Annotated in this window: 17 protein-coding genes; 8 read left to right on the top strand and 9 right to left on the bottom strand. The window is 68.6% G+C overall.

The window, feature by feature from the left end:
* The 6 genes from CYFUS_RS40185 to CYFUS_RS40160 all read right to left on the bottom strand — a co-directional run bounded on the left by CYFUS_RS40185 (position 1) and on the right by CYFUS_RS40160 (position 5,198).
* Positions 1–516, bottom strand: coding sequence for a GDYXXLXY domain-containing protein (locus CYFUS_RS40185; RefSeq protein WP_095990019.1), 516 nt, complete (start codon positions 514–516; stop codon positions 1–3).
* Positions 513–1,586 (bottom strand): DUF4401 domain-containing protein, encoded by a 1,074-nt coding sequence (locus tag CYFUS_RS40180; protein WP_095990018.1) that lies wholly within the window; start codon positions 1,584–1,586, stop codon positions 513–515. Before CYFUS_RS40180 ends, CYFUS_RS40185 begins: the two co-directional genes overlap by 4 nt.
* A gap of 2 nt (positions 1,587–1,588) precedes the next feature.
* Positions 1,589–2,614, bottom strand: a complete 1,026-nt coding sequence (locus CYFUS_RS40175; RefSeq protein WP_095990017.1) for a DUF2157 domain-containing protein — start codon at positions 2,612–2,614, stop codon at positions 1,589–1,591.
* A gap of 25 nt (positions 2,615–2,639) precedes the next feature.
* Positions 2,640–3,422, bottom strand: a complete 783-nt coding sequence (locus CYFUS_RS40170; protein ID WP_095990016.1) for a DNA polymerase beta superfamily protein — start codon at positions 3,420–3,422, stop codon at positions 2,640–2,642.
* Complete coding sequence (locus CYFUS_RS40165; protein ID WP_095990015.1) at positions 3,419–4,708, bottom strand: DNA polymerase beta superfamily protein; 1,290 nt, start codon at positions 4,706–4,708, stop codon at positions 3,419–3,421. Before CYFUS_RS40165 ends, CYFUS_RS40170 begins: the two co-directional genes overlap by 4 nt.
* A 61-nt stretch (positions 4,709–4,769) precedes the next feature.
* Positions 4,770–5,198, bottom strand: coding sequence for a hypothetical protein (locus tag CYFUS_RS40160; RefSeq protein ID WP_095990014.1), 429 nt, complete (start codon positions 5,196–5,198; stop codon positions 4,770–4,772).
* A gap of 86 nt (positions 5,199–5,284) precedes the next feature.
* Between CYFUS_RS40160 and CYFUS_RS52030 the strand changes: the two genes are divergently transcribed.
* Positions 5,285–5,554 (top strand): hypothetical protein, encoded by a 270-nt coding sequence (locus CYFUS_RS52030; RefSeq protein ID WP_198316308.1) that lies wholly within the window; start codon positions 5,285–5,287, stop codon positions 5,552–5,554.
* Here CYFUS_RS52030 and CYFUS_RS40150 read toward each other — a convergent pair.
* Positions 5,523–7,100: a hypothetical protein gene (locus CYFUS_RS40150; protein WP_095990013.1), complete on the bottom strand. Its 1,578-nt coding sequence runs from the start codon at positions 7,098–7,100 to the stop codon at positions 5,523–5,525. The genes CYFUS_RS52030 and CYFUS_RS40150 overlap by 32 nt on opposite strands.
* 303 nt (positions 7,101–7,403) lie before the next feature.
* On the opposite strand from CYFUS_RS40150, the gene CYFUS_RS40145 reads away from it, so the two are divergent.
* The 5 genes from CYFUS_RS40145 to CYFUS_RS40125 all read left to right on the top strand — a co-directional run bounded on the left by CYFUS_RS40145 (position 7,404) and on the right by CYFUS_RS40125 (position 12,580).
* A complete protein-coding gene (locus CYFUS_RS40145) occupies positions 7,404–7,940 on the top strand; it encodes an RNA polymerase sigma factor (protein ID WP_157758937.1) in 537 nt (178 codons plus the stop codon).
* Positions 7,927–8,301, top strand: coding sequence for a hypothetical protein (locus tag CYFUS_RS40140; protein ID WP_095990011.1), 375 nt, complete (start codon positions 7,927–7,929; stop codon positions 8,299–8,301). The genes CYFUS_RS40145 and CYFUS_RS40140 overlap by 14 nt, the downstream gene beginning before the upstream one ends.
* A complete protein-coding gene (locus CYFUS_RS40135) occupies positions 8,298–9,029 on the top strand; it encodes an ImmA/IrrE family metallo-endopeptidase (RefSeq protein ID WP_095990010.1) in 732 nt (243 codons plus the stop codon). Before CYFUS_RS40140 ends, CYFUS_RS40135 begins: the two co-directional genes overlap by 4 nt.
* Entirely contained in the window at positions 9,026–10,210 is a 1,185-nt protein-coding gene (locus tag CYFUS_RS40130; RefSeq protein ID WP_332468319.1) for a hypothetical protein, read from the top strand. The genes CYFUS_RS40135 and CYFUS_RS40130 overlap by 4 nt, the downstream gene beginning before the upstream one ends.
* Before the next feature lie 312 nt (positions 10,211–10,522).
* Complete coding sequence (locus CYFUS_RS40125) at positions 10,523–12,580, top strand: ATP-binding protein (protein ID WP_095990008.1); 2,058 nt, start codon at positions 10,523–10,525, stop codon at positions 12,578–12,580.
* On the opposite strand, the gene CYFUS_RS40120 is transcribed toward CYFUS_RS40125, so the two are convergent.
* Together CYFUS_RS40120 and CYFUS_RS40110 are read right to left on the bottom strand one after the other, a co-directional pair.
* A complete protein-coding gene (locus CYFUS_RS40120; protein ID WP_095990007.1) occupies positions 12,577–13,278 on the bottom strand; it encodes a hypothetical protein in 702 nt (233 codons plus the stop codon). The two genes, CYFUS_RS40125 and CYFUS_RS40120, sit on opposite strands and share 4 nt — an antisense overlap.
* 414 nt (positions 13,279–13,692) lie before the next feature.
* Positions 13,693–14,043 (bottom strand): hypothetical protein, encoded by a 351-nt coding sequence (locus CYFUS_RS40110; RefSeq protein WP_095990005.1) that lies wholly within the window; start codon positions 14,041–14,043, stop codon positions 13,693–13,695.
* A 190-nt stretch (positions 14,044–14,233) separates the two neighbouring features.
* Here CYFUS_RS40110 and CYFUS_RS40105 point away from each other — a divergent pair, with 190 nt between their 5' ends.
* Both CYFUS_RS40105 and CYFUS_RS40100 read left to right on the top strand, forming a co-directional pair.
* Positions 14,234–15,400, top strand: a complete 1,167-nt coding sequence (locus CYFUS_RS40105; protein WP_157758936.1) for an FAD-dependent monooxygenase — start codon at positions 14,234–14,236, stop codon at positions 15,398–15,400.
* 164 nt (positions 15,401–15,564) lie between these two features.
* The gene (locus CYFUS_RS40100) at positions 15,565–18,645 is read left to right on the top strand and encodes an ELWxxDGT repeat protein (RefSeq protein WP_095990003.1); all 3,081 of its coding nucleotides are present in this window, start codon (positions 15,565–15,567) and stop codon (positions 18,643–18,645) included.
* Positions 18,646–18,702 lie beyond the last annotated feature (57 nt).

Raw genomic sequence — 18,702 nt, 5'->3', positions numbered from 1 at the left:
TCACGGGGCGTCCGGGTCCGTGGAAAGGGGACCGCCTCCCAGGGGGTGGAGGTCGGCGTCCCTCAGGCCCACGAGGACGCTGGAGCCGTCCTCGGCCACCCGCAGCTCGCCATACTTCGCCCGGGCGTAGTGCTCGGCGTGCCCTTCCTGGAAGAAGAAGGACTCCGCGCCCAGACGGACGCGGCCCCGGCGCACCTTGTAGCGCAGCCACGACTCCCCGGGAGCCAGGGGCTGTGACTCCTCGCTCCGGACGTAGTGGCCCACGCCCCGCTCGTCCCTGCGGATCACCAATCGCCCGTCCGCTACCGGACCGCCCTCGGGGATGCCGGCTTCGCGGCTGACGGCGTAGTCGAGCACCATGTAATCGCCCTGGATGAGCGAGCGGGGATCCACCGGGGCGAGCTCCAGGAACAGGGGCGTGCCCCGTGCGAGCAGCCGCTCCTTGCTGGCGACGAGTGCCACCAGGGCCACCACCACCAGGACGAGTCCACCGAAGATGACGTGGGTGCGCTTCATGGGGCCTCCCCGGCCACGGGAAAGCGGCGGGCGATGAAGAGCCGCAGGCCGAGCATGAGCAGGCCACTGCCCAGCAGCGCGAGCGACTTGGCGAGCAGCGTCATCTTCAGGTCGTAGTAGTAGCTCACGCCGAACACGAGGATGAAGAGCACGGCCAGGCCGAGCAGCACGGTGTTGCGCCGGTGGAAGCCGAGCATCAGCACGCCCAGCGCGGCGATGACGCCGGGGGTGTTCAACGTGAGCAGGGCCGTGAGGGCCAGCGCGGCGAAGGCCGTCACACCCGCGGCGCCTCCCGGCCCGGCCTGGGTCTCCTCCATCACCCGCCAGGCCGAGTACAGCGTCACCGCGGCGAGTCCCAGTGTCAGCACGCCCGCGGGGACTCCACCCTCGCGGTCGAAGAGGTACCGGTAGAAGTCCTGGAACCAGGTGCGCATGAGCAGCACCCAGAAGAGGGTGGTGATGAGCCCGAAGGCCGTGGGTGTCACCAACGGCGCGATCCTGGCGCGGCTCTGGAATCTTCCCTGTTGGAGCAGGAGCACGTGGGCGAGCGCGGTGAGCCCCACCAGGGCCACGTCCGCCACCACCGCGGGTGCCAGGGTTCGCAGCAGGTACAGCAGCGAGAGGCCAGCGAACAGCGTGGACAGGAAGCGCTGGAGGGTGTCCGGGTAGACGACGAGGAGCACGAGCTGGAGGACGAGCGCGGCGAGGGCGAGGACCGCCTCACTCCTCGAGAGGCGATCCACGCCCATGAGGAAGAACCCCTGGCCGGCAAGCCCCGCGGACAGGGCGAGCTGGGTGACGAAGACATGGGCACTCGCGCGGCGCAGCACCACCGCGCCCGCGGTGATGAGGAGCCCCACGACGATCGCTCCTGTCTTGTTGCCGTCCAGGAGGAACAGCGCGAGGAAGATCACCAGGAACAGGGAGGCGACCCACGCACCCAGCCCGCTCAGGACGTTGACGAACCAGGGCGTGCTGAGCCGGGTCTCGGGGAGCGACAGGAGCATGTCGCGGGCTGGTTGCTGGGCCTCGGGGGGAAGGACGGCTCGAAGCGAGGGTTTGAAGGCCATGGCTATGCCTCCTCCACGTCACGTGCCTCGGCACGCAGCCACCAGACCGCGAGCCCCACCTGCGCGATGACGAGCAGGCCGAGCCCGAAGAAGGCGCCCAGGGAATCGAGACCGATGTCCCTGGCCTGCTTGAACAGCAGGTATCCCCCGAAGGTGGAGAGCAGGGTCACCCCGCTCAGGGCGCACAAGGTGAGCAGGAAGAGCTCCTGACGGACCCGGCGGTGGAAGAGGTACACCGCGCCCATGAGCCCGGCGAGCAGGCAGAGTGCCACGACGTTCTCGGGGTCCGCGTTCTTGGGCGAGGCCGCCAGCATCACCGCCGGGCCGAGCAGGGGCAGCACCGTCATCATCGCGAGCACTCGTGGCAACCAGCGTCCCTGGAGCCAGGCGACGCCGCGTCTCGCGAGCACCTCGTGCGCGACCCAGGCCACGCCATTGATTCCCGCGAGCGTGAGCAGGAGCAGGGTGCCCTCCCAGTCGGCGACCTGCTCCCAGTAGAGGACGAGCGCCGTGTCCACGAGCAGCAACAGCCACAGCCACAAGGGGCTGAAGCGCGCGAGCACCACCCAGGGCAGGATGAGCACTCCCCACCCGAGGAACAGGCCGTAGGGGTCCGCGCCCGTCTGGTACGCCTGCCCATACACGGCGAGGAGGGGGCCCACGAGCACCGCGGCGAAGAGCAGGGCGAACTGTCCCGCGAGCCCCTCGCCCAGCCGCCACGCGGCGATGCAGGCCCCGGTGATGGCGGCCAGCACCAGCCCCAGCTTCCCGAAGCGGTGGAGGGCCTGCCAGTTGAAGGCGAAGAAGTAGATGACGCCGGAGAGCACCAGCAGCGAGCCGAAGCCGAGCAGCACGGTGGACAGGAAGCGCCGCCAGGCGGCCGGGCCTGGAGTGGCCACGGCGAGTCGAGAGGCCTGCTCCAGGGCGGAGGGAGACAGGACGCTGGCCCTCGCGAGCGCGTGGAGGCGCTCGGGGGTAGCGGCGAGATCGAGGGGATCGAGGGGCACGGCGCGCGAGCCTAGTGCCATGCCCCTCTTCACTGCCAGTAAGGGCCTACCACCGCGAGCGCCGCAGTTCGAGCAACCACGCCTCCAGCGCGCCGCCCTCCCGGGGCTCCTCTGGAAGAACGGAGCGCTCACGCGCCGCGTCGAGCTGCTCGAGGGCCCGGCCGACCTTGTCGCGCCAGCTTAGGGAGAGCGCCTCGGACAGCTCGCTGCGCTCGCCGCGCCGTTTCCAGCGGATGAGCTCTCCCGCTTCGGCGAAGCCATAGCGGTCCATCAGCACGGTGAGGTCCGCTTCCACCTCGCCGGTGAGCAGCGCATGGGTGCCGGTGAGCGCCGTGCGCAGCACATAGAGGAGCTTCTTGGCGGAGCGAAAGCCTGTCTTCTCCCACTCGCGCGCCTGGCTCTGGGCGAAGCCGCGGTAGTGCCGGTGGAGGCGCCGCGACAGGACGCCCCGCACCAGGGGCCGCAGGGCCTCCAGCTCACTGGAGCCCCGGAGGGGGTGGGCGCCGAGCAGCCGCTCCAGGTAGTTGCCATTGCCCTGGAGCACGCCGGTGAGCACGGCACCCAGCTCGTTGGAGGAGTAATCCACCTCGACGCCCTCCACGATCTCCAGGCGCTCGGTGGGTGCGGAAGGGCGCGGCTCCAGCTGGAACAGGTGCGAGGTGGGCGTGACGTGGACGCACTTGAGGTCCAGGTCGCTGTCGGGCGAGGGGAAGCCATACGCATGGGCCCCCGTGAGGCTCACGACGAGGTGCCACCGGTGCGCGGCTTCCTCGTCGAGCACGCGCTGGGCCACGCGCGTCTGGTGTTCCGTCAGCAGGTCCTGCGTCATGGGGCGTCCTCCTTGTCCTCGACGGCCGGAGGCGCGGGGGCATCGCGGCCGAGCGGCCCGGGCTCCTTCAGCACCCAGCGCCGCGCCAACTCCTCACCCACGCGCCGCAGCAGCCGGTCCGCGCGCCCGTAATCGGGGAACGCGGGCAGGGTGCTGGTGCGGTGGGCCTCCTCCAACTCCGGCGCGAGCGCCTCGGCGTCTCGCAGCACGTCTTCCAGGGGAACCTGTCCCGACTTGATCTCCAGCAGGCGTGCCTTCATGGCGCCGGACACCTCGAACGTGGGCACGCCGTCCTTCAGCCATCCGGTGGCGAGCACCACCAGCCGCAGCAGGTTGTAGGCGTTCTTCGGCCGCAGCTCGCGAGCGCTGGGGGGCCGCTGTCCGCCTCCGCGCGCATAGCGGGTGAGGGCGGCGAAGTCGTTGGACTCGATGAGGCCCTGATCCCACAGCGAGCGGTAGAGCTGCTTGAGGTACGTCTTGGCCGCGAGCAGCGCGTCCTCGGGCGAGGGCGCGGTGCGCGGAGAGATGGCGGCGAGCCGCTGGGACACCTCGTCGAGCGAGGGCGCGGGCTCCTCGCACAGCCACGCGAGGACGAGATCCCGGTGCTCGGCGAGCCGCTGGCTGCGCGTGAGCTTGTCGAGCTGGCTCATGGCATACCGGCCGAAGCTGCCGAAGATCGCCTTGGACACGAAGGCCTCGCGCTCGGCGAGCAGCCACTCGCCCAGGGCGTCCGTGGCGCGGGCGCTGGGGACGAAGAGCGTCTCCAGGGTGTTGGGATCGGCCCGGAGCGCCTGCTCCACCGCCTTGGAGACTTCCCAGAAGGTGTGGCTGCCATCCGCGCTGACGAGATCCTTCGCCTTGTCGGCGAGTCCGAAGTGCCAGGGCAGGGGGAGGGCGAAGACGCCGCGCATGTCGACGTCGGAGGCTTCGTTGGCGAGGCCCCAGGCCTGCGAGCCCACCACGGTCTCCAGCACCACGCAGGGGCGCAGGGCGTCCCAGGTGGCGGCGCGGCGCAGGGCGAACTGGAGCTGGCCCGGCTTGCGCGGCACCAGCTCGTCCCGGGCGTACCAGAGCTCGCCCACGCCGACGATCTGGATGTCGAAGCCGCCGTCCCGGGCGCGGGCCACGCGGCCCACCACTCCCTGGGGGATGCGGCGCTCTCCGGCCAGCCGCTCCACGCGGGTGGTGACCTCGGTGCCGTGGGGGAGGGGGATGGAGAGCCGGTCCACCTGCTCATAGCCCCGGGGACGGCTCGGGGCGTCGGAATGCTTCGGGTCGCGGGTCATGGGTGCGCCTCCAAAAAAAGAGGGAGGGGGACAGACGCCGCCGGGGTGGCTTCCTGACGGTTCAGAACGTCACGAGCGACAGGACCGGGCTCTTGCGGGCAATGGCCTGCCGCGCGAAGCCCGCCAGTTGCGAGAGGTGCTCGCGGAGTTGCTCGGGCTCGTGGTGGTCGCGGTCCATCTTCTCGACCCAGACATCGGCGAGGGCGGACTCGCTCCCGGTGGCCACCCGGGCCAGCGCCTGGATGAAGGAGTCCACCACGCGCGCGACGATCAACCCCTCCTCATCGAAGACGAGGGGCTCTTCCATGGTGGACTCGCCCGAGACGCTCTCCGTGCCCCGGAGGGCGGCGGAGAGTGCCATCAGCTCCATCTCGATGAGCGGGAACTCGATGAAGGTCCACTCCTCGGGAGCGTGCTCCTCGGTGGTGACGATCGACGCGATCGCTTCCGCCTCGTCTTCCTTCGCGATGAACCAGGTCGTGATCTGCATGGGCGTGTGCTCCGGCGCTCGTCGTGCGGCGGGAGCTATACCGGCTTTGTGACCTGGATGGGCGGGTTGTTTGGATTTTGGAGGCCGTGCCGCCCGGTTGCATCCTGGTGAACGACATCCACATTGCCCGGGTGCCGCTCGCCAGCGGCCTGCTGACGGGAAAGCTGCGCCGGGACACCCGCTTCGCCGCCGACGACCATCGCCAGTACAACCGCCAGGGCGAGGCCTTCGACGTGGGCGAGACCTTCTCCGGCGTGCCCTACGAGACGGGCGTGGAGGCCCTGGCGATTCGTCAGTACTGCCGGATGAAACTCCGCGGCGAACTCAAGCTGCTGGCCGCGCGCGGGCGGGCGTAGCTCGACCACTTGCCCGGCGCGGCGGAAGGGTTATCCGCGCCAGGAGCAGGGCCACGAGCGCGTTGCCCGCGTACCAATACAGCGTGTAGGCCGGAGGAATCAGTGGCACGGCCGGGTGGGCGAGCGCCTTCACCGCGAGCCAGGCGCTGAAGCCCACCCCCAGTCCCGCCGCGAACCGCCGCAGCCACTTCACCGGGGCCGAGAGCAGGGCGAAGACCAGGGGCACCGCGGCGCTCAGCGCCAGGGTCTGGGCGATGGGGAAGGAGAGGAAGCGGTGCCACTCGGGCATGGGCAGGGCGAGCACGTCGAACGCGCCGCCCGCGTGGCCCGTCCACCGGAACACGAAGACACCCATCGTCGTGACGAGGAAGGGCAGCAGGAAGAGCGGGTGGAACAGGACGTTGAACATGCCCGGGCGCGTCTTGGCGCTCATCGTCACCAGCGCGACCACCAGCAGGAGCAACCCGAGCACCGGAGGCTTCCAGTCCAGGGTGACGGGCGCCGCGACGGTGGCCACGGGCGTGGGCGCGGGTGTGGACGGGGGCGGTTGGGCGGCGGCGGGCTGCCCAGAGGCGGTGGGGTCCTGGTTCTTGAAGGGCTGGCCCAGGTTCTGGAGCGCCGCGGGGAACTGGGCGCGGGAGAGGTTCGCGGAGGCATTCTCCGCCAGCGTGGTGGGGAGGCGCAGGGTGCCGCGCACACGTCCCTGGTCATCGCTCTCCAGCGTGGCCGCCTCGAGGGTGTCGCGCAGGACGCGGGTCTCGGGACTCGAGTCCAGGGCGACTCCGAGCAGGAGGGTCTTGCGCATCACCTCGAGGGTCGCCCGCAGCACGTCCGCCTTGAGCTTGCTTCCGGCGTCGGCGGTGCCGCGCAGCTCGATTCCCTCCGGGGTGGGATCGATCGTGGTGAGGAGGGACTGCACCTGCGGGCCCACGGCACCCGTCAGGGCCAACACCGGCGAGCCGGACACCATGCCGCCCACCAGCGCGTGCTTCCAGCCGATCTCATCCAGGGCCCGTACGAGGGGACTGTCGTTGTCGAGCCCCTGGTCCCGCTGCTTGCGGGAGAGGGCCCGCTCCAGCTCACCTCGGGGGCCGATCAGCAGGTAGCGCCCATCGAGCACCAGGTCCGCCGCCTGCGGCTTCATCGCCGCGGGCACTCCTCCCAGCTCGGTGAGCGTGTAGCCCTCGGACTGGAGGTAGACCGAGAGCCGGCTCCAGTCGAAATACCCCCGGACGACGCCGAGCCCCAGGGTCGTGGCGATCGCGTCCACGTCCCGGCGCGTGTCGATCCCGGTCTTCGTCTGGAAGTCCTTCACCTCCCGCTCGAACTTCTCCCGGGACTCGCCCGAGAGGCGGAAGTCCAGCTCGGTGGCCTGCACGAGCATCAGCTCGCGGGTGTCCGGTGCGAAGTAGGCGAGCAGCGCGGGATCCTTGGGGATGAGCCGTGTTCGAGGCCACCAGGCTCCCAGGCGCTCCAGATAGCCGAAGTGATACGCGGCCCCGGCTCCGACGGCCAGCAGCACGACGAACACCAGCAGCTTCTTCATGGTCAACGGCTCCTTGGGTGGTGACGCTCGGGCCCCTTCCGCAGCTTACGCGCGAGGGGCGGGGTGATTGCCATGGAGGACTACTCCTTGAGGGGTATGGACTCCTGCCCGGGGCTTCGATCAACCTCTCACGTCAGGTCGGGTGACGTGCCCGTCGAACTCCCTGGTGTGGTTCCGAAGGGAAGGACAACACACACGGAGAGCGCGGGTCCGAACATGGCCCGCCGAGGAGAGGGGATGAGTCGAGTTCCTCCGATAATAGATGAGCGGGAGCTGCACGCTCGGGCACTTCAAAAGGATCCCTTGATCCTGATCGATCTGTTGAAGGCCTTCGCCAGGCAGATCGAGGGGTTCGTGCGGCATGACCTGAAGTGCGACGAGGACATCGCCTACGACGCCGTCATCGACGTGCTCTACGCCTATGTGGCGACGCCAGGCCGGTATGACCCCGACAGGAAGGTCCGTCTGGTGACCTACCTCACGAAGGCGGCGAAATATCGGGTGCGGGATCGGCTCAAGTCGGGGGTTTCGCGGGCCCTGCGCGAGGAGAATTTCGCGAGCGTTGTCGAACTCGAGCAGCCGGCTCCGAAGGATATTTTAGAGAATTTCGTGGAGGCATCCCGTGCGGTGGACCGACTGGAGAAGCGCCTGAGTGAAACGGACCTGGCCGCTCTCCGCTTGATCGTGAGTGGGGAGGGCTCCACCGAGGTCCTGGCGCGGGCGCTGGGACTGGACCCCTCGTCGCAGGAGGAGATGCGCCGGGAAGTGAAGCGGCATCGGGATCGGCTCATGAAGACACTGGAACGTTTAGGAAAGGAGGACCCCGATGACCCTGCCTGACTGGCTGAAGCCCGCGGTCCGCAAGAGCCAGGAGCACACGTGGACGCTCGGCTACATCTTCGAGATGGCTCACAGGCTCGAGGGCAAGTCGCCCGAGGACCTCGCGGCGGAGTTGGGCTGCTCGCTCGAGACGCTCGACTGGCTCGCGCTCTGCCGCCGGCCGGAAGAGGACCGGTTCGCCGAGCATCTGCGCCTCATCACGGACCGCTTCGAGCTGGCGCCGCTTCCTCTGGTGCGGCTCATCCGGCGCGTGGAGTCCCTGGACACCTTCTCGAAACATGAGGGCCAGGGGCCCTCGAGCGGGTCCACGTTGCTCGCGGCGCGGGACCGGGACGACGATGACGGCGAGATGGACGAATGAGGAGCGGATGGCTGGATGACGCGGTGAAGGCCAGCAGGCTTCCCCCCGCCACGGTGTTCCCCCGCGAGCTGGCGGACGAGGTGGAAATCTACCTTCCTGTCTCCCTCGTTCCGCTTCCAGGGCTCACCTGCCACCAGGCTCGCGATTGGTTGGCCCAGAGGAACAACATCCGGGTCGAAGTCCCGGACCAGGACCGTCCGATCCACGGGCTCATGGTGGCGGATCAAGGGCGGGGATTCATCTTCTATGAGGAGCGGGACTCCGTGGAGGTGCGACGCTTCACCCTGGCGCACGAGGTGGCCCATTTCGTCCTCGATCATCTCCTGCCGCGAATGAAGGCCCTGGCGGCTTTCGGAGAGGACATCCGTCCGGTGCTGGATGGCAAGCGCCAGCTCGGGGCTTTGACGGGCCTGTCCGCCATGCTCAAGCGGATTCCCCTGGGTGTTCAGGTCCGACTCATGGACCGGGATTCCTCGGGCGCCATCTGCTCGGGGAAGGTGGACGCCGTGGAGCATCGCGCGGACCGTCTGGCCTTCGAGTTGTTGGCACCGGCCGATCAGGCCCTGCGGATGCTTGAGGGCCTTCCCCGGACGCGGGCCGCGGACGAACTGGCTTCCCGTTTCGGTCTTCGCCGGATGGAAGCCGCAGCGTACGCCCGCATCCTGCTCGGGCCAGAACATCGGCCCTTTTCCATCCAGAAGTACTTCCCCGAGGGGGAGGAGGAATGAGCATGTCGGAGGGGATTCCCCCGGATGGGGGTGATGGTTTCATCGGGGACGATGACTACCGTTCGGCGTTTGGCGAGGAACTCGCCGCCACACTGGACCTCAGGACCTGGGAGCTGGGGCTTGATCCCCGGCACATCCTGAAGCGCTTCAAGGAGCAGGTGGACACGGCGGTGAGCCAGGAGGACGTCGTCCGGGAGGCCATCCGGAAGGAGTTCTTCCCCCGCCTCAAGCTGCTGCGGGACGCGCCCCAGAGCGCGGGGGTCTACAAGGCCAGCCCCGAGCGCCTGGCCATCATTCACGAGAGCCTGCTCTTCCCGGGGCGGGTCGAGGCCGTGAACAGCGTGGCCGTCTCCCATGACAGCCTTCCCATCGCCATCACGCAGATTGGCATCGCCATCGTGAGCTACGGGGGCAACACGGGGGTGTTCTCCCAACGCCTCTTCCGCAAGGAGATGTCGACCCAGACGGATGGGCGCAAGCTGCTGCGGGACATCTTCGAGCAGCGCCAGGCACGGAGCATCGAGGAGGAGGATCCCCTGTCCAAGCTGGCGCGCCGGAACATCCGGGCCCACGCGGAGCTGGCGCTCCTGCTGGACAGGTCGAACGCCGACTGGCGCATGGGCTATGGAAACCCCTGCTCGCGTGAGCTGCTGTCGGGCTCCGGGTATTCGAGCCTGCTGACCGCATCGCTCGAGCTGCTCAAGCGCCTCATCCAGGAGCACCGCAAGTTCGTCTTCATTCCCAACTCGTTGGAGGACCGGGGCTTCCTGACCTTTGGCAACGCGTTGTTCGGGGGCGAGTACGCCATCATCGACACGCTCGAGGCGGACAGCGCGTACATCGTCGACCGGTGGAACTACGACAAGAAGGACCGGGAGCAGGCGTTCCGGTTCGTGAAGGAGTTCTGCCCGCACGTCGTGCGAGGCATCTTCCGCGCGTCGGACCAGTCGCCTCCGTACCTCTTCTACGCGCACCGGGAACACGCCCATATCGCCGCCCACGTGGCGATGGCCGACAGCATCATCCGCTCCGAGCGGGGCTTCCCCATGCTCCTGGATGTCGCGGATGTGGCCTGCCGGGGAGCCTTCGGAACGGAAGGCTTCATGGGCATGGTGAATGACGCCTACGCCCAGGCGGGCGCGAAGTTCCATTACGTCAGCGAGCGCAAGCGGCGCCCCTAGGAGACATGACCCATGGCCGATGATGGCAAGACCCCTCCCGTCCCTCCGGATCCGGCGTCCCCTCAGCCCGGGCCCGATCGCAAGCCCAACCCCGCGGCGGCCCGAGGTCCTTCCTCACCGGGGGGCGCGGCGCCTCCTCCTGGGGGGCCCGTCCGTCCCCCGGGGAGCGTGCAGGGCGCTCCGCCCCCAGGCACGGGTGGGCCCCGAGTGGATGCTCCGAGAGGGACACCGCCGGCCGTGGCCCGGCCGTCCACGAGCACCCCCGTCCCCGGCGCTCTGAGGCCGGATCCCACGCGTCCACAACCGGGTCCGGTGGGCGGACCCGCGGCGACTCCTGTCCCCTCCACCCCTCGGGGCGATCCTTCCCGGCCCGCTGCTCCGTCGCAGCCCAAGGCTTCGTCGCAGCCCAGCGGTGCGCCGCAGGCCAGGTCGCCCACTGCTCCAACCTCGCCCCGCAACGAGGTCCTCAGCCCCCTGCCCGGGGAGACGCTGAAGGAGTTCGAGAATCTCCAGGAGCTGGCCAAGGCCTCGTCCCTGGACCTGGATCCCGAGCTCGAGAAGGCCGTGGGCTTCACCCACTTCGACACCTCGTCGAGCGAGGACAACCTCATCACCGTCCTGACGACCCGGGGGGACCTGCACAAGCTGGCCTCCCAGACGCTCGTGCGGGTGAAGTCCCGCGAGGACAACCGCACCTATCTGGGCGTGGTGGTGCGGGGCCCCTTCTCCGAACCGGATGCCATCGCCGCCAACTCCACCATGGCCGTGGGAGTGGTCGTGCAGGGCAAGAAGCTGACCTATACCTTCGACTACCACGGACGCGCCGACATCGAGCTACTGGGGGAGGAGGTGGGTGACAAACTCGAGCCCCCCGTCCTCCGGCCCCGCCCCAAGAGCCCCGTCTTCCTGCTGGATGATAAGGAGAGCTCACGCGTGCTGGGACTCGGGGGGAACATGTGCCTCGGGTTGGTGGCGGGCTACGCGCGAATGGAGGCCCGCCTGGATCCCCAGGACAAGTCCATCCTCCCTCGTCACACCGGCATCATCGGGACGACGGGCGGCGGCAAGTCCACCACCGTGGCCACCCTCATCCACCACGCGCAGGCGGAGGGCATCGCGACCGTCGTCTTCGATGTGGAAGGGGAGTACACGCACGTGGATCAACCCACGAACCATGCGGCCATGCTCGCGGCCCTGAAGCGCCGGGGCCGCAATCCCGAGGGCGTGAAGGACCTGCACATCCACCATCTCGCGGGCAGGGACAGCCGCAACCCGGGGCACGAAAACCTGCACCGCTTCTCGCTGAGCTTCTCGAGCCTGTCGCCCTACGCCATCTCGGAGATCCTCGGCATGACGGAGGCGCAGGAGGAGCGCTTCCACAAGGCTTACGACGTCACGAAGCTGCTCCTGGAGGACTTCAAGATCTTCCCTCGCAACGAGCAGGAGCGGGAGCAGGTGCTGGAAGTGGATGAGCACTCGACGGGCTTTCCACGGATGACGCTCCTGCACCTGCTGGACGTCGTGGAGGCGTACATCTACAGCCTTGGCAGTGAGGGCAAGGAGGAGGGCCGGAGCAAATCCAGGTCCGCCCGCGGCCGGAGCACCTCCAGTGAGGACTCCGAGAAGGAAGAGGAATCGGAGGACGCGGAGTCCACTCGGCGGGGTCCCAGGTTGCAAAGCGAGTTTCGGCACAAGCCCTATCTCGTGATGAGCAGGGTGCGCGAGCAGAGCAGCAAGAGCGAGGTCAGTTGGAAGGCGCTGATGGGCAGGCTCCAGAACCTGCGGCGTCTCAAGGTCTTCGATGTCGAGGATGCGCCAGGTGTGGACTACCGCGAGCTGCTCACGCCCGGGCGGGTGTCGGTGATCGACCTGTCGGACACGGACTCGCCCCAGCACAGCAATCTCGTCATCGCCGACATCCTCCGGGGTCTTCAGGAGACGCAGGAGGCGCGCTACCAGGCGGCGCACGAGCAGAAACAGTCCATCACCCCGGTGCTCATCATCATCGAGGAGGCGCACGAGTTCCTGTCCGCCAGCCGCTTCTCCAAGATGCGGGTATTGTTCGAGCAGGTGGCGAGGATCGCCAAGCGGGGGCGCAAGCGTTGGTTGGGGCTCGTCTTCGTCACGCAACTGCCGCAGCACCTGCCCGACGAGGTGCTGGGGCTGCTCAACAACTTCATCATCCACAAGATCACGGACAGCTCGGTCATCTCCCGGATGAGGAAGACGGTGGGCGGCATCGACGAGAGCTTGTGGAACCGGGTGCCACGGCTCGCGCCCGGCCAGGCGCTCATGTCGTTCAGCAACTTCGCCCGGCCGTTGATGGTCGCGGTGGATCCCGCCCCCGTGAAGCGGCTGCTCGTGGATTAGAACGAGACGTGCAGTTGCACGCCGATGCGAGAGGGCGCCACCGCCACCTGGAGGTTCCACGCGGGTGATGGCGCACCCCTCGAGGCGCGCCACGCTCCCTCGCGGTAGCGCCGGAGCGTCTCCTCGGCTCCGAAGGGCTGGGTGAGGATCATCGCCTCGCCGATCAGGATGCCGGTGACGGCGGTGACGGCGCCCGAGACCCACCGGTCGAAGGCGAGGCCCAGCACCAGTCCGGAGAGGAGGCCGTAGAGGACGTTCGCGCCGTGCATCAGCCAGCTTCGGCCCAGCGCTTCGCTCTCGGCGCTGCGCACGAGCAGCCGTTCGGCCTCGGCGAGCACGTCGCAGTCCACCTCGCTGGGGTGTTCGCGCGCCAGCGTGTCGAGCGTGAGGGAGTCGGTCATCACGTCCAGCGGTAGAGCGAGAAGCGCCGCGAGCCCGCCGGCGGAGGAGAGTGCTCCCACGTAGAGGTCCACCTGCTCACCCGAGGGGACGGCCGGGACCGCGGCCAGTTGGCCCAGGGTCAACACCCCGTAGCCCGCGCCCCACGCGCCCATCCAGATCCGCGCCCGGTGTGCGTCCTCGCTCAGGTGGGATTGGATGAAGGCGAGTCGCTGGTGGTTCTCGGTTGGTGTGGCGCAGGTCTGCTCCGCGCGAGCGAGTCCCGAGACGAGAAGCAACAAGAGCAGCGGCAATCTCATGGATGGATGACCCCCAGGTCGAGGAGCATGCACCGAAGGGGCGCCCATGTCGCTGTTCACCTGCTCAAGGACCCCCCGCGTCCACGCTCACGGGAACCGGTTGGGGCCTGGCCACGCGCAGCAGACAGCGCCCTTCGTAGGTCACGGTCTGTGGTGGGCAGTTCGGTGCCGTGCGCTCGATTGCCAGCCAACAGCCGCCATTGACTTCAAGCTCGAGACCCGCCGTGCATGGAGGGCGTTTCTGGTTGGGGGTGAGGGGTGGGGGCGCTGTGGGTCCCGTTACCGCCTCGGTGTTCTGGTCGGTCCAGACGGTCTCCGGCATGGGACCCGCCTCCAGGTCTTTTCCACACTCCATCCGCCGCACCCCGAGCGCGATGACCAATCCCAGGACGAGCAGGACGGGGAGGGCATGGCTCATCTGGGGGGCCGTGGGGTCCGGGGAACGTGCTCCTCCCCCGGTAGGACTTTCTCGGTGGTGTGTTCGTCCTTGCCCCATCCGTGGCGGAGGGGGAGTTCCCAACGCGGCTCACCCTGGTTTTCGCGCAGGCGCGCGACATGAGGCAACTTCTGGGGGAGCAGGACGAACAGCTCGCGCCAGCCCCACGGTCCCACGCTGCCCAGGTGGAGGAACTTGAGGGCGGACGGACGGCCCTTGCGCCAGGCGAGGTACACCCCGCCAAAGCCTCCCTCGCCCAGCATCCGGTCGAGGCGGTAGCCGCCCACCTCCCGTCCGGGTCTCAGCGCCGTGTCTCGCTCGGACTTCATGTCGCCCCTCTCGATGATGGACCGACCTGGTGACTCCAGGGGTCTGGTGCTCGGACTCCATCTCCGAAGTGGGAAGCTACTACACCCGCCGTGGTCCGTGGGTAGCACCACTTGCCGTCATGGGCCTCGCGGTGCTTTCCCGTTGAAAATCCGGGAGCGTCGGGCATCACTGTCGGCCGGGGGACGAGACATGCACACGGCGAAGCGGAAGGCATTGATCATCGGCGGGGGCCTGGGCGGTCTGACGGCGGCGCTCTCCCTGCACCAGCGGGGCTGGCAGGTGGAGGTCTTCGAGCAGGCGCCCCAGCTCCGGGAGGTGGGCTCGGGGTTGATGCTCTCACCCAACGCCATGAGTGTGCTGTTCGGGCTGGGGTTGCGGCACGCGGTGGAGCGGGGGGTGGTGGTGACTCAGGCGGAGATGTGCTCGTGGCGGGGGACGGCGCTGATGAAGGTGCGAACGGAGGAGTTGCCCTGCGAGGGGGCTCCGCCCGTGCTCTTCCACCGCGCGGCCGTGCACGGCGTCTTGAGCGAGGCGCTGGGGGATGGGATTCCGGTGCACCTGGGAGCGCGGCTGGCCCGCTTCGAGGAGGATGGGGCTGGGGTGGTGGCGCACTTCGAGGATGGACGGGAGGCGAGGGGGGATGTGCTGGTGGGGGCGGATGGGTTGCGCTCGGTGGTGCGTGCGCAGCTGCACCCTGGGGAGCGCCTGCGCTATGCGGGCCAACCCTGCTGGCGCGGACTGGCGCGAGGCTTCGCGCACCCGGGACTGCCGCGGGGGATGCTGCGTGAGACGCAGGGCAGTGGGGCGCGCTTCGGCATGGGCCATGTGCGCGAGGACGTCGTGTACTGGTTCGCTGTCGCCGACTGGCCCGAGGGGCAGCCCGTCCCGGGGGGCGACAAGGCCTTTCTCCAGGAGGTTTTCCGGACGGCCCATGCGCCCATCCCGCAGCTCATCGCGGCCACGGACGAGGCGGATCTGCTGCGCAACGATCTGCTCGATCGGCTGCCGATCGAGCAGTGGGGGCGGGGGCGGGTGACGCTGCTGGGGGACGCGGCGCACCCCATGATGCCGAACCTGGGGCAGGGGGCGTGTTCGGCCATCGAGGACGGCGGAGTGCTGGCCCAGGTGTTGAGCGGGACGGAAGACGTCGAGCGAGGCCTGCGGGATTACGAGGCCCGGCGCCGGGAGCGCACCGCGTGGTTGCAGCAGACCTCGTGGCGCTTCGGCGTCATTGCCCAGTGGAAGCACCCGCTCGCTGTCTGGATGCGTGAGCAGTCCATCCGGCTGGCTCCGGCGAGCGTCATGCGGCGGCAGTACGAACAGCTCTGGGGCTGGCGGCTGGACGCGAACCGGTAGCGCCGCGGTAACCCCGGAGCCAGGCTCCTTCATGCTAAAGGGGAATGGCCATGCTCTTCCCCGCCCGCCGGGAGCGCCGCGAACTGGAGGAGTGGGGCCTGGTGGCACGCGCACGGGGGATGCTCGTTCCACCTCTGTCTTCATTCCCCCGGTAGGGAAATCGAATGAAAGTGACAGAGGTGGTTCGGCTGCTCCTCGCCGGAATGCTCGCCGTGCTCGGTGGCTGCATGCAGACGCAGGGGATGGATGATGCCCGCGCGCTGGAGCCGGGCACCGTGACCCAGGCCTTGCCCCTGGGGACCGTGCAGGTGCGGGACATCAACACCCGCCCGGTCCGCTTTCCCCAGCGCCCCTCCGAGTCCGTGGCCCTGGGGGGAGGCGTGGCGCTCTTCGTGGCGAGTGACGAGTTGCATGGCACGGAGCTGTGGCGCGGGGACGGGACCGAGGCTGGCACCTCGCTCGTGAAGGATCTCGCGCCTGGACTGGCGAGTTCGGGGCCCCGGTTGCTGACCCTCGCGCAGGGAAAGGTCTTCTTCACGGCCCAGAGTGGGGGCGTGGACGAGTTCGGGGCGGAGGAACTCTGGAAGACGGACGGCACCCCGGCGGGAACCGTCCTGGTGAAGCGCCTGTTCAAGGCCAGTGACCTGGCGCGGATCAGTGCCATGGCACAGGTGGGTGGAACGGTGTTCTTCGTCTACGGGGGCTCTTCGCGGCAGCTCTGGAAGAGCGATGGCACCGAGGCGGGCACCGTGCTCCTCCAGCAACTGGCTTCCCAGGACTGCGCCTGCTCTTTCGAACTGCTCTCCACGGGCACCACCTTGTTCTTCACCGGGCGGGATGCCGCGAACAACCTGGAGCTGTGGAAGAGGGACGGGGCCGCGGGCGCCGTGCTCCTCAAGACGATCTCCGTGAATGCCAACTCCTATCTGCCCAGTCACCTCCTCACCCAGGTGGGCAGTTCACTCTTCTTCACCGTGGACAAGGCCCTGTGGCGGAGCGACGGGACGCCAGCGGGGACCGTCCTCGTGTCCACCCAGACTTCCAGGATCTCCGACCTGGAAGCCGTCAACGGCACCCTCTTCCTCACGAGTTCCACGTCGCTCTGGAAGAGCAATGGCGCCGCGCCGGTCCTGCTCCGCGGTTTCGATGACGCGCCAGGCTCGCTCACCGCGCTCGGCAACGCGCTCTATTTCGTTGGCGCCGATGCCCTGGGCGGGCGTGAGTTGTGGACGAGCGATGGCACGGCGGCGGGCACGCGCCAGGTGAAGGATCTGGTCCCGGGCGTTGATGGCTCGGCGCCCCAGGAACTTCTCGCCTGGAACGGTGGCCTCTACTTCACGGCCTCGACCACGGTGGGGACGCGCGGGCTGTGGCGCAGCGACGGCACCACTGCCGGGACCCTTGCCCTCAAGACGTGGGCCGAGGAGACGAGCCCCTGGGACGAGAAGTCCCACGACCTCACCCCGGTGGGCAGCGCGCTGTTGTTCTCCGTGCCGGAGGACGCGCCAGGAGTCCCGCTGAACGACATCCCGGAGCTCACGTGGAGGACGAACGGGACCGTGAAGGGGACCCGGGAACTGGCGGGCCTCTGGGCAGGCACCCGGAGCTCCCAGTCCCGCTACCACCCCCTCGGGGTCGTGGGGGGGTCGGTCTTCTTCGTCGCCTCGGATGGCAGCCCTGGCGAGGCACTCTGGAAGAGCGATGGGACGGCGGCCGGTACGGTCCATCTCAGGACCCTGCCGCGAGTGGCACCGGAGACGGATACGTGGTTGCACAAGCCCGCGGCGGCGCACGTGGGTGGGACGCTCTTCTTCACGGCGGATGACGGGGTGCATGGCCTCGAGCTGTGGAAGAGCGATGGCACCGCCGTCGGGACGGTCCTGGTCAAGGACCTCCGCGCGGGTCCTGACTCCTCTTCCCTGGAGGACCTCACCGTGCTGAACGGCACGCTGTTCTTCAGTGCGTATGACGACGTCAACGGCTGGTCCCTCTGGCGCAGCGACGGAAGCGAGGTCGGCACCGTTCCCATCAAGTCCATGGGCCTGGAGGATTCCTCGGGTGACGTCGACGGGCTCACGGTGATGGACGGCCTTCTCTACTTCGAGGCGGATGACAGCCTCCACGATTCGGGATTGTGGAAGAGCGATGGCACCCCGGAGGGGACGAGCCTGGTCAAGGTTCCCTTCGCTGACAGGTACGCCTCGCTCGACCTGTTCACGGGGGTGAACGGCACCTTGTTCTTCGCCGCTCGCGATGGATATGGCGCGACGCAGCTCTGGAAGAGTGACGGCACGGAGACCGGCACGGTCCTCGTCAAGGATGGGTTCTCCTCCCTGGAGATGTCCCATCCGGTGCCCTCGCGGGGCGAGTTGTACTTCACCGCGGACGATGACGTTCACGGCTACGAGCTGTGGCGCAGTGATGGCACGGCGGCCGGGACATACATGCTCGCGGACATCCATCCCGGTCCGAGGAACTCCGCGCCGCATTCGCTCACGCCCGTGGGCTCGGGACTGGTGTTCGTGGCCTACGAGGACACCCATGGCTGGGAGCTCTGGAGGACCGACGGTACGCAGGCCGGGACGCACCTGCTCGTGGATCTGCTTCCGGGTCCGCCGGGAGGCCTGCGCCCCAGGAATGCGGACTCCCTTGTCGACATCTTCGGGTTGGAAGATCAGGGACTGGCGCTCTTCACCGGTGTGGACATGGCCGGTGGCGCGGAACTGTGGCGGACCGATGGGACGGTGGCGGGCACGTTCCGGATGCTGGACCTCGTGCCCGGCCCCGACTCCTCCGAACCCCATTCGTTCGCCCGCCTGGGGGATCGGCTCTTCTTCATGGCCGGAGACAAGGCCCATGGCCGCGAGCCACGCTTCCTCGGCATCCCCAGGGACCTGGGGTCCGCCATCGGTACCGCCGTGTTCCAGGGCTCCACGTGCACCGGGCAGAGCCAGGTCACTCCCAGCTGCACCTATAACGCCCTGGCTCCGGACTCCACGTTCGCCTGGACGGCTCCTTCGGCGGGTGTCTTCACCTTCACCACGGAGGGGTCCGGCTACGACACGAGCCTCGAGGTGTCGGACCCGGCCGCTGGTACGTCGCTCGGGTGCAACGACGACGCGGAGGGGACGCTCCAGTCGTCCGTGGGAGTGCGTTTGTCGGCCGGGCAGACCGTGCTCATCACCGTCGATGGTTACGATACGGAGTGTGGTCCCTTCCTCCTCCACATCCATCCCAGTCCGTAGAGGAGGGGGGGGGCGGCTCACCGGCTCACGGATGCGCCGCTCACGCCACTGCGAAAC

This window comes from Cystobacter fuscus, assembly GCF_002305875.1.
In the GTDB taxonomy this organism is placed as follows: Bacteria; Myxococcota; Myxococcia; order Myxococcales; family Myxococcaceae; genus Cystobacter; species Cystobacter fuscus_A.
The sequence above is the reverse complement of the archived record's forward strand: the minus strand, read 5'-3'. Positions and strand labels throughout refer to the sequence as shown.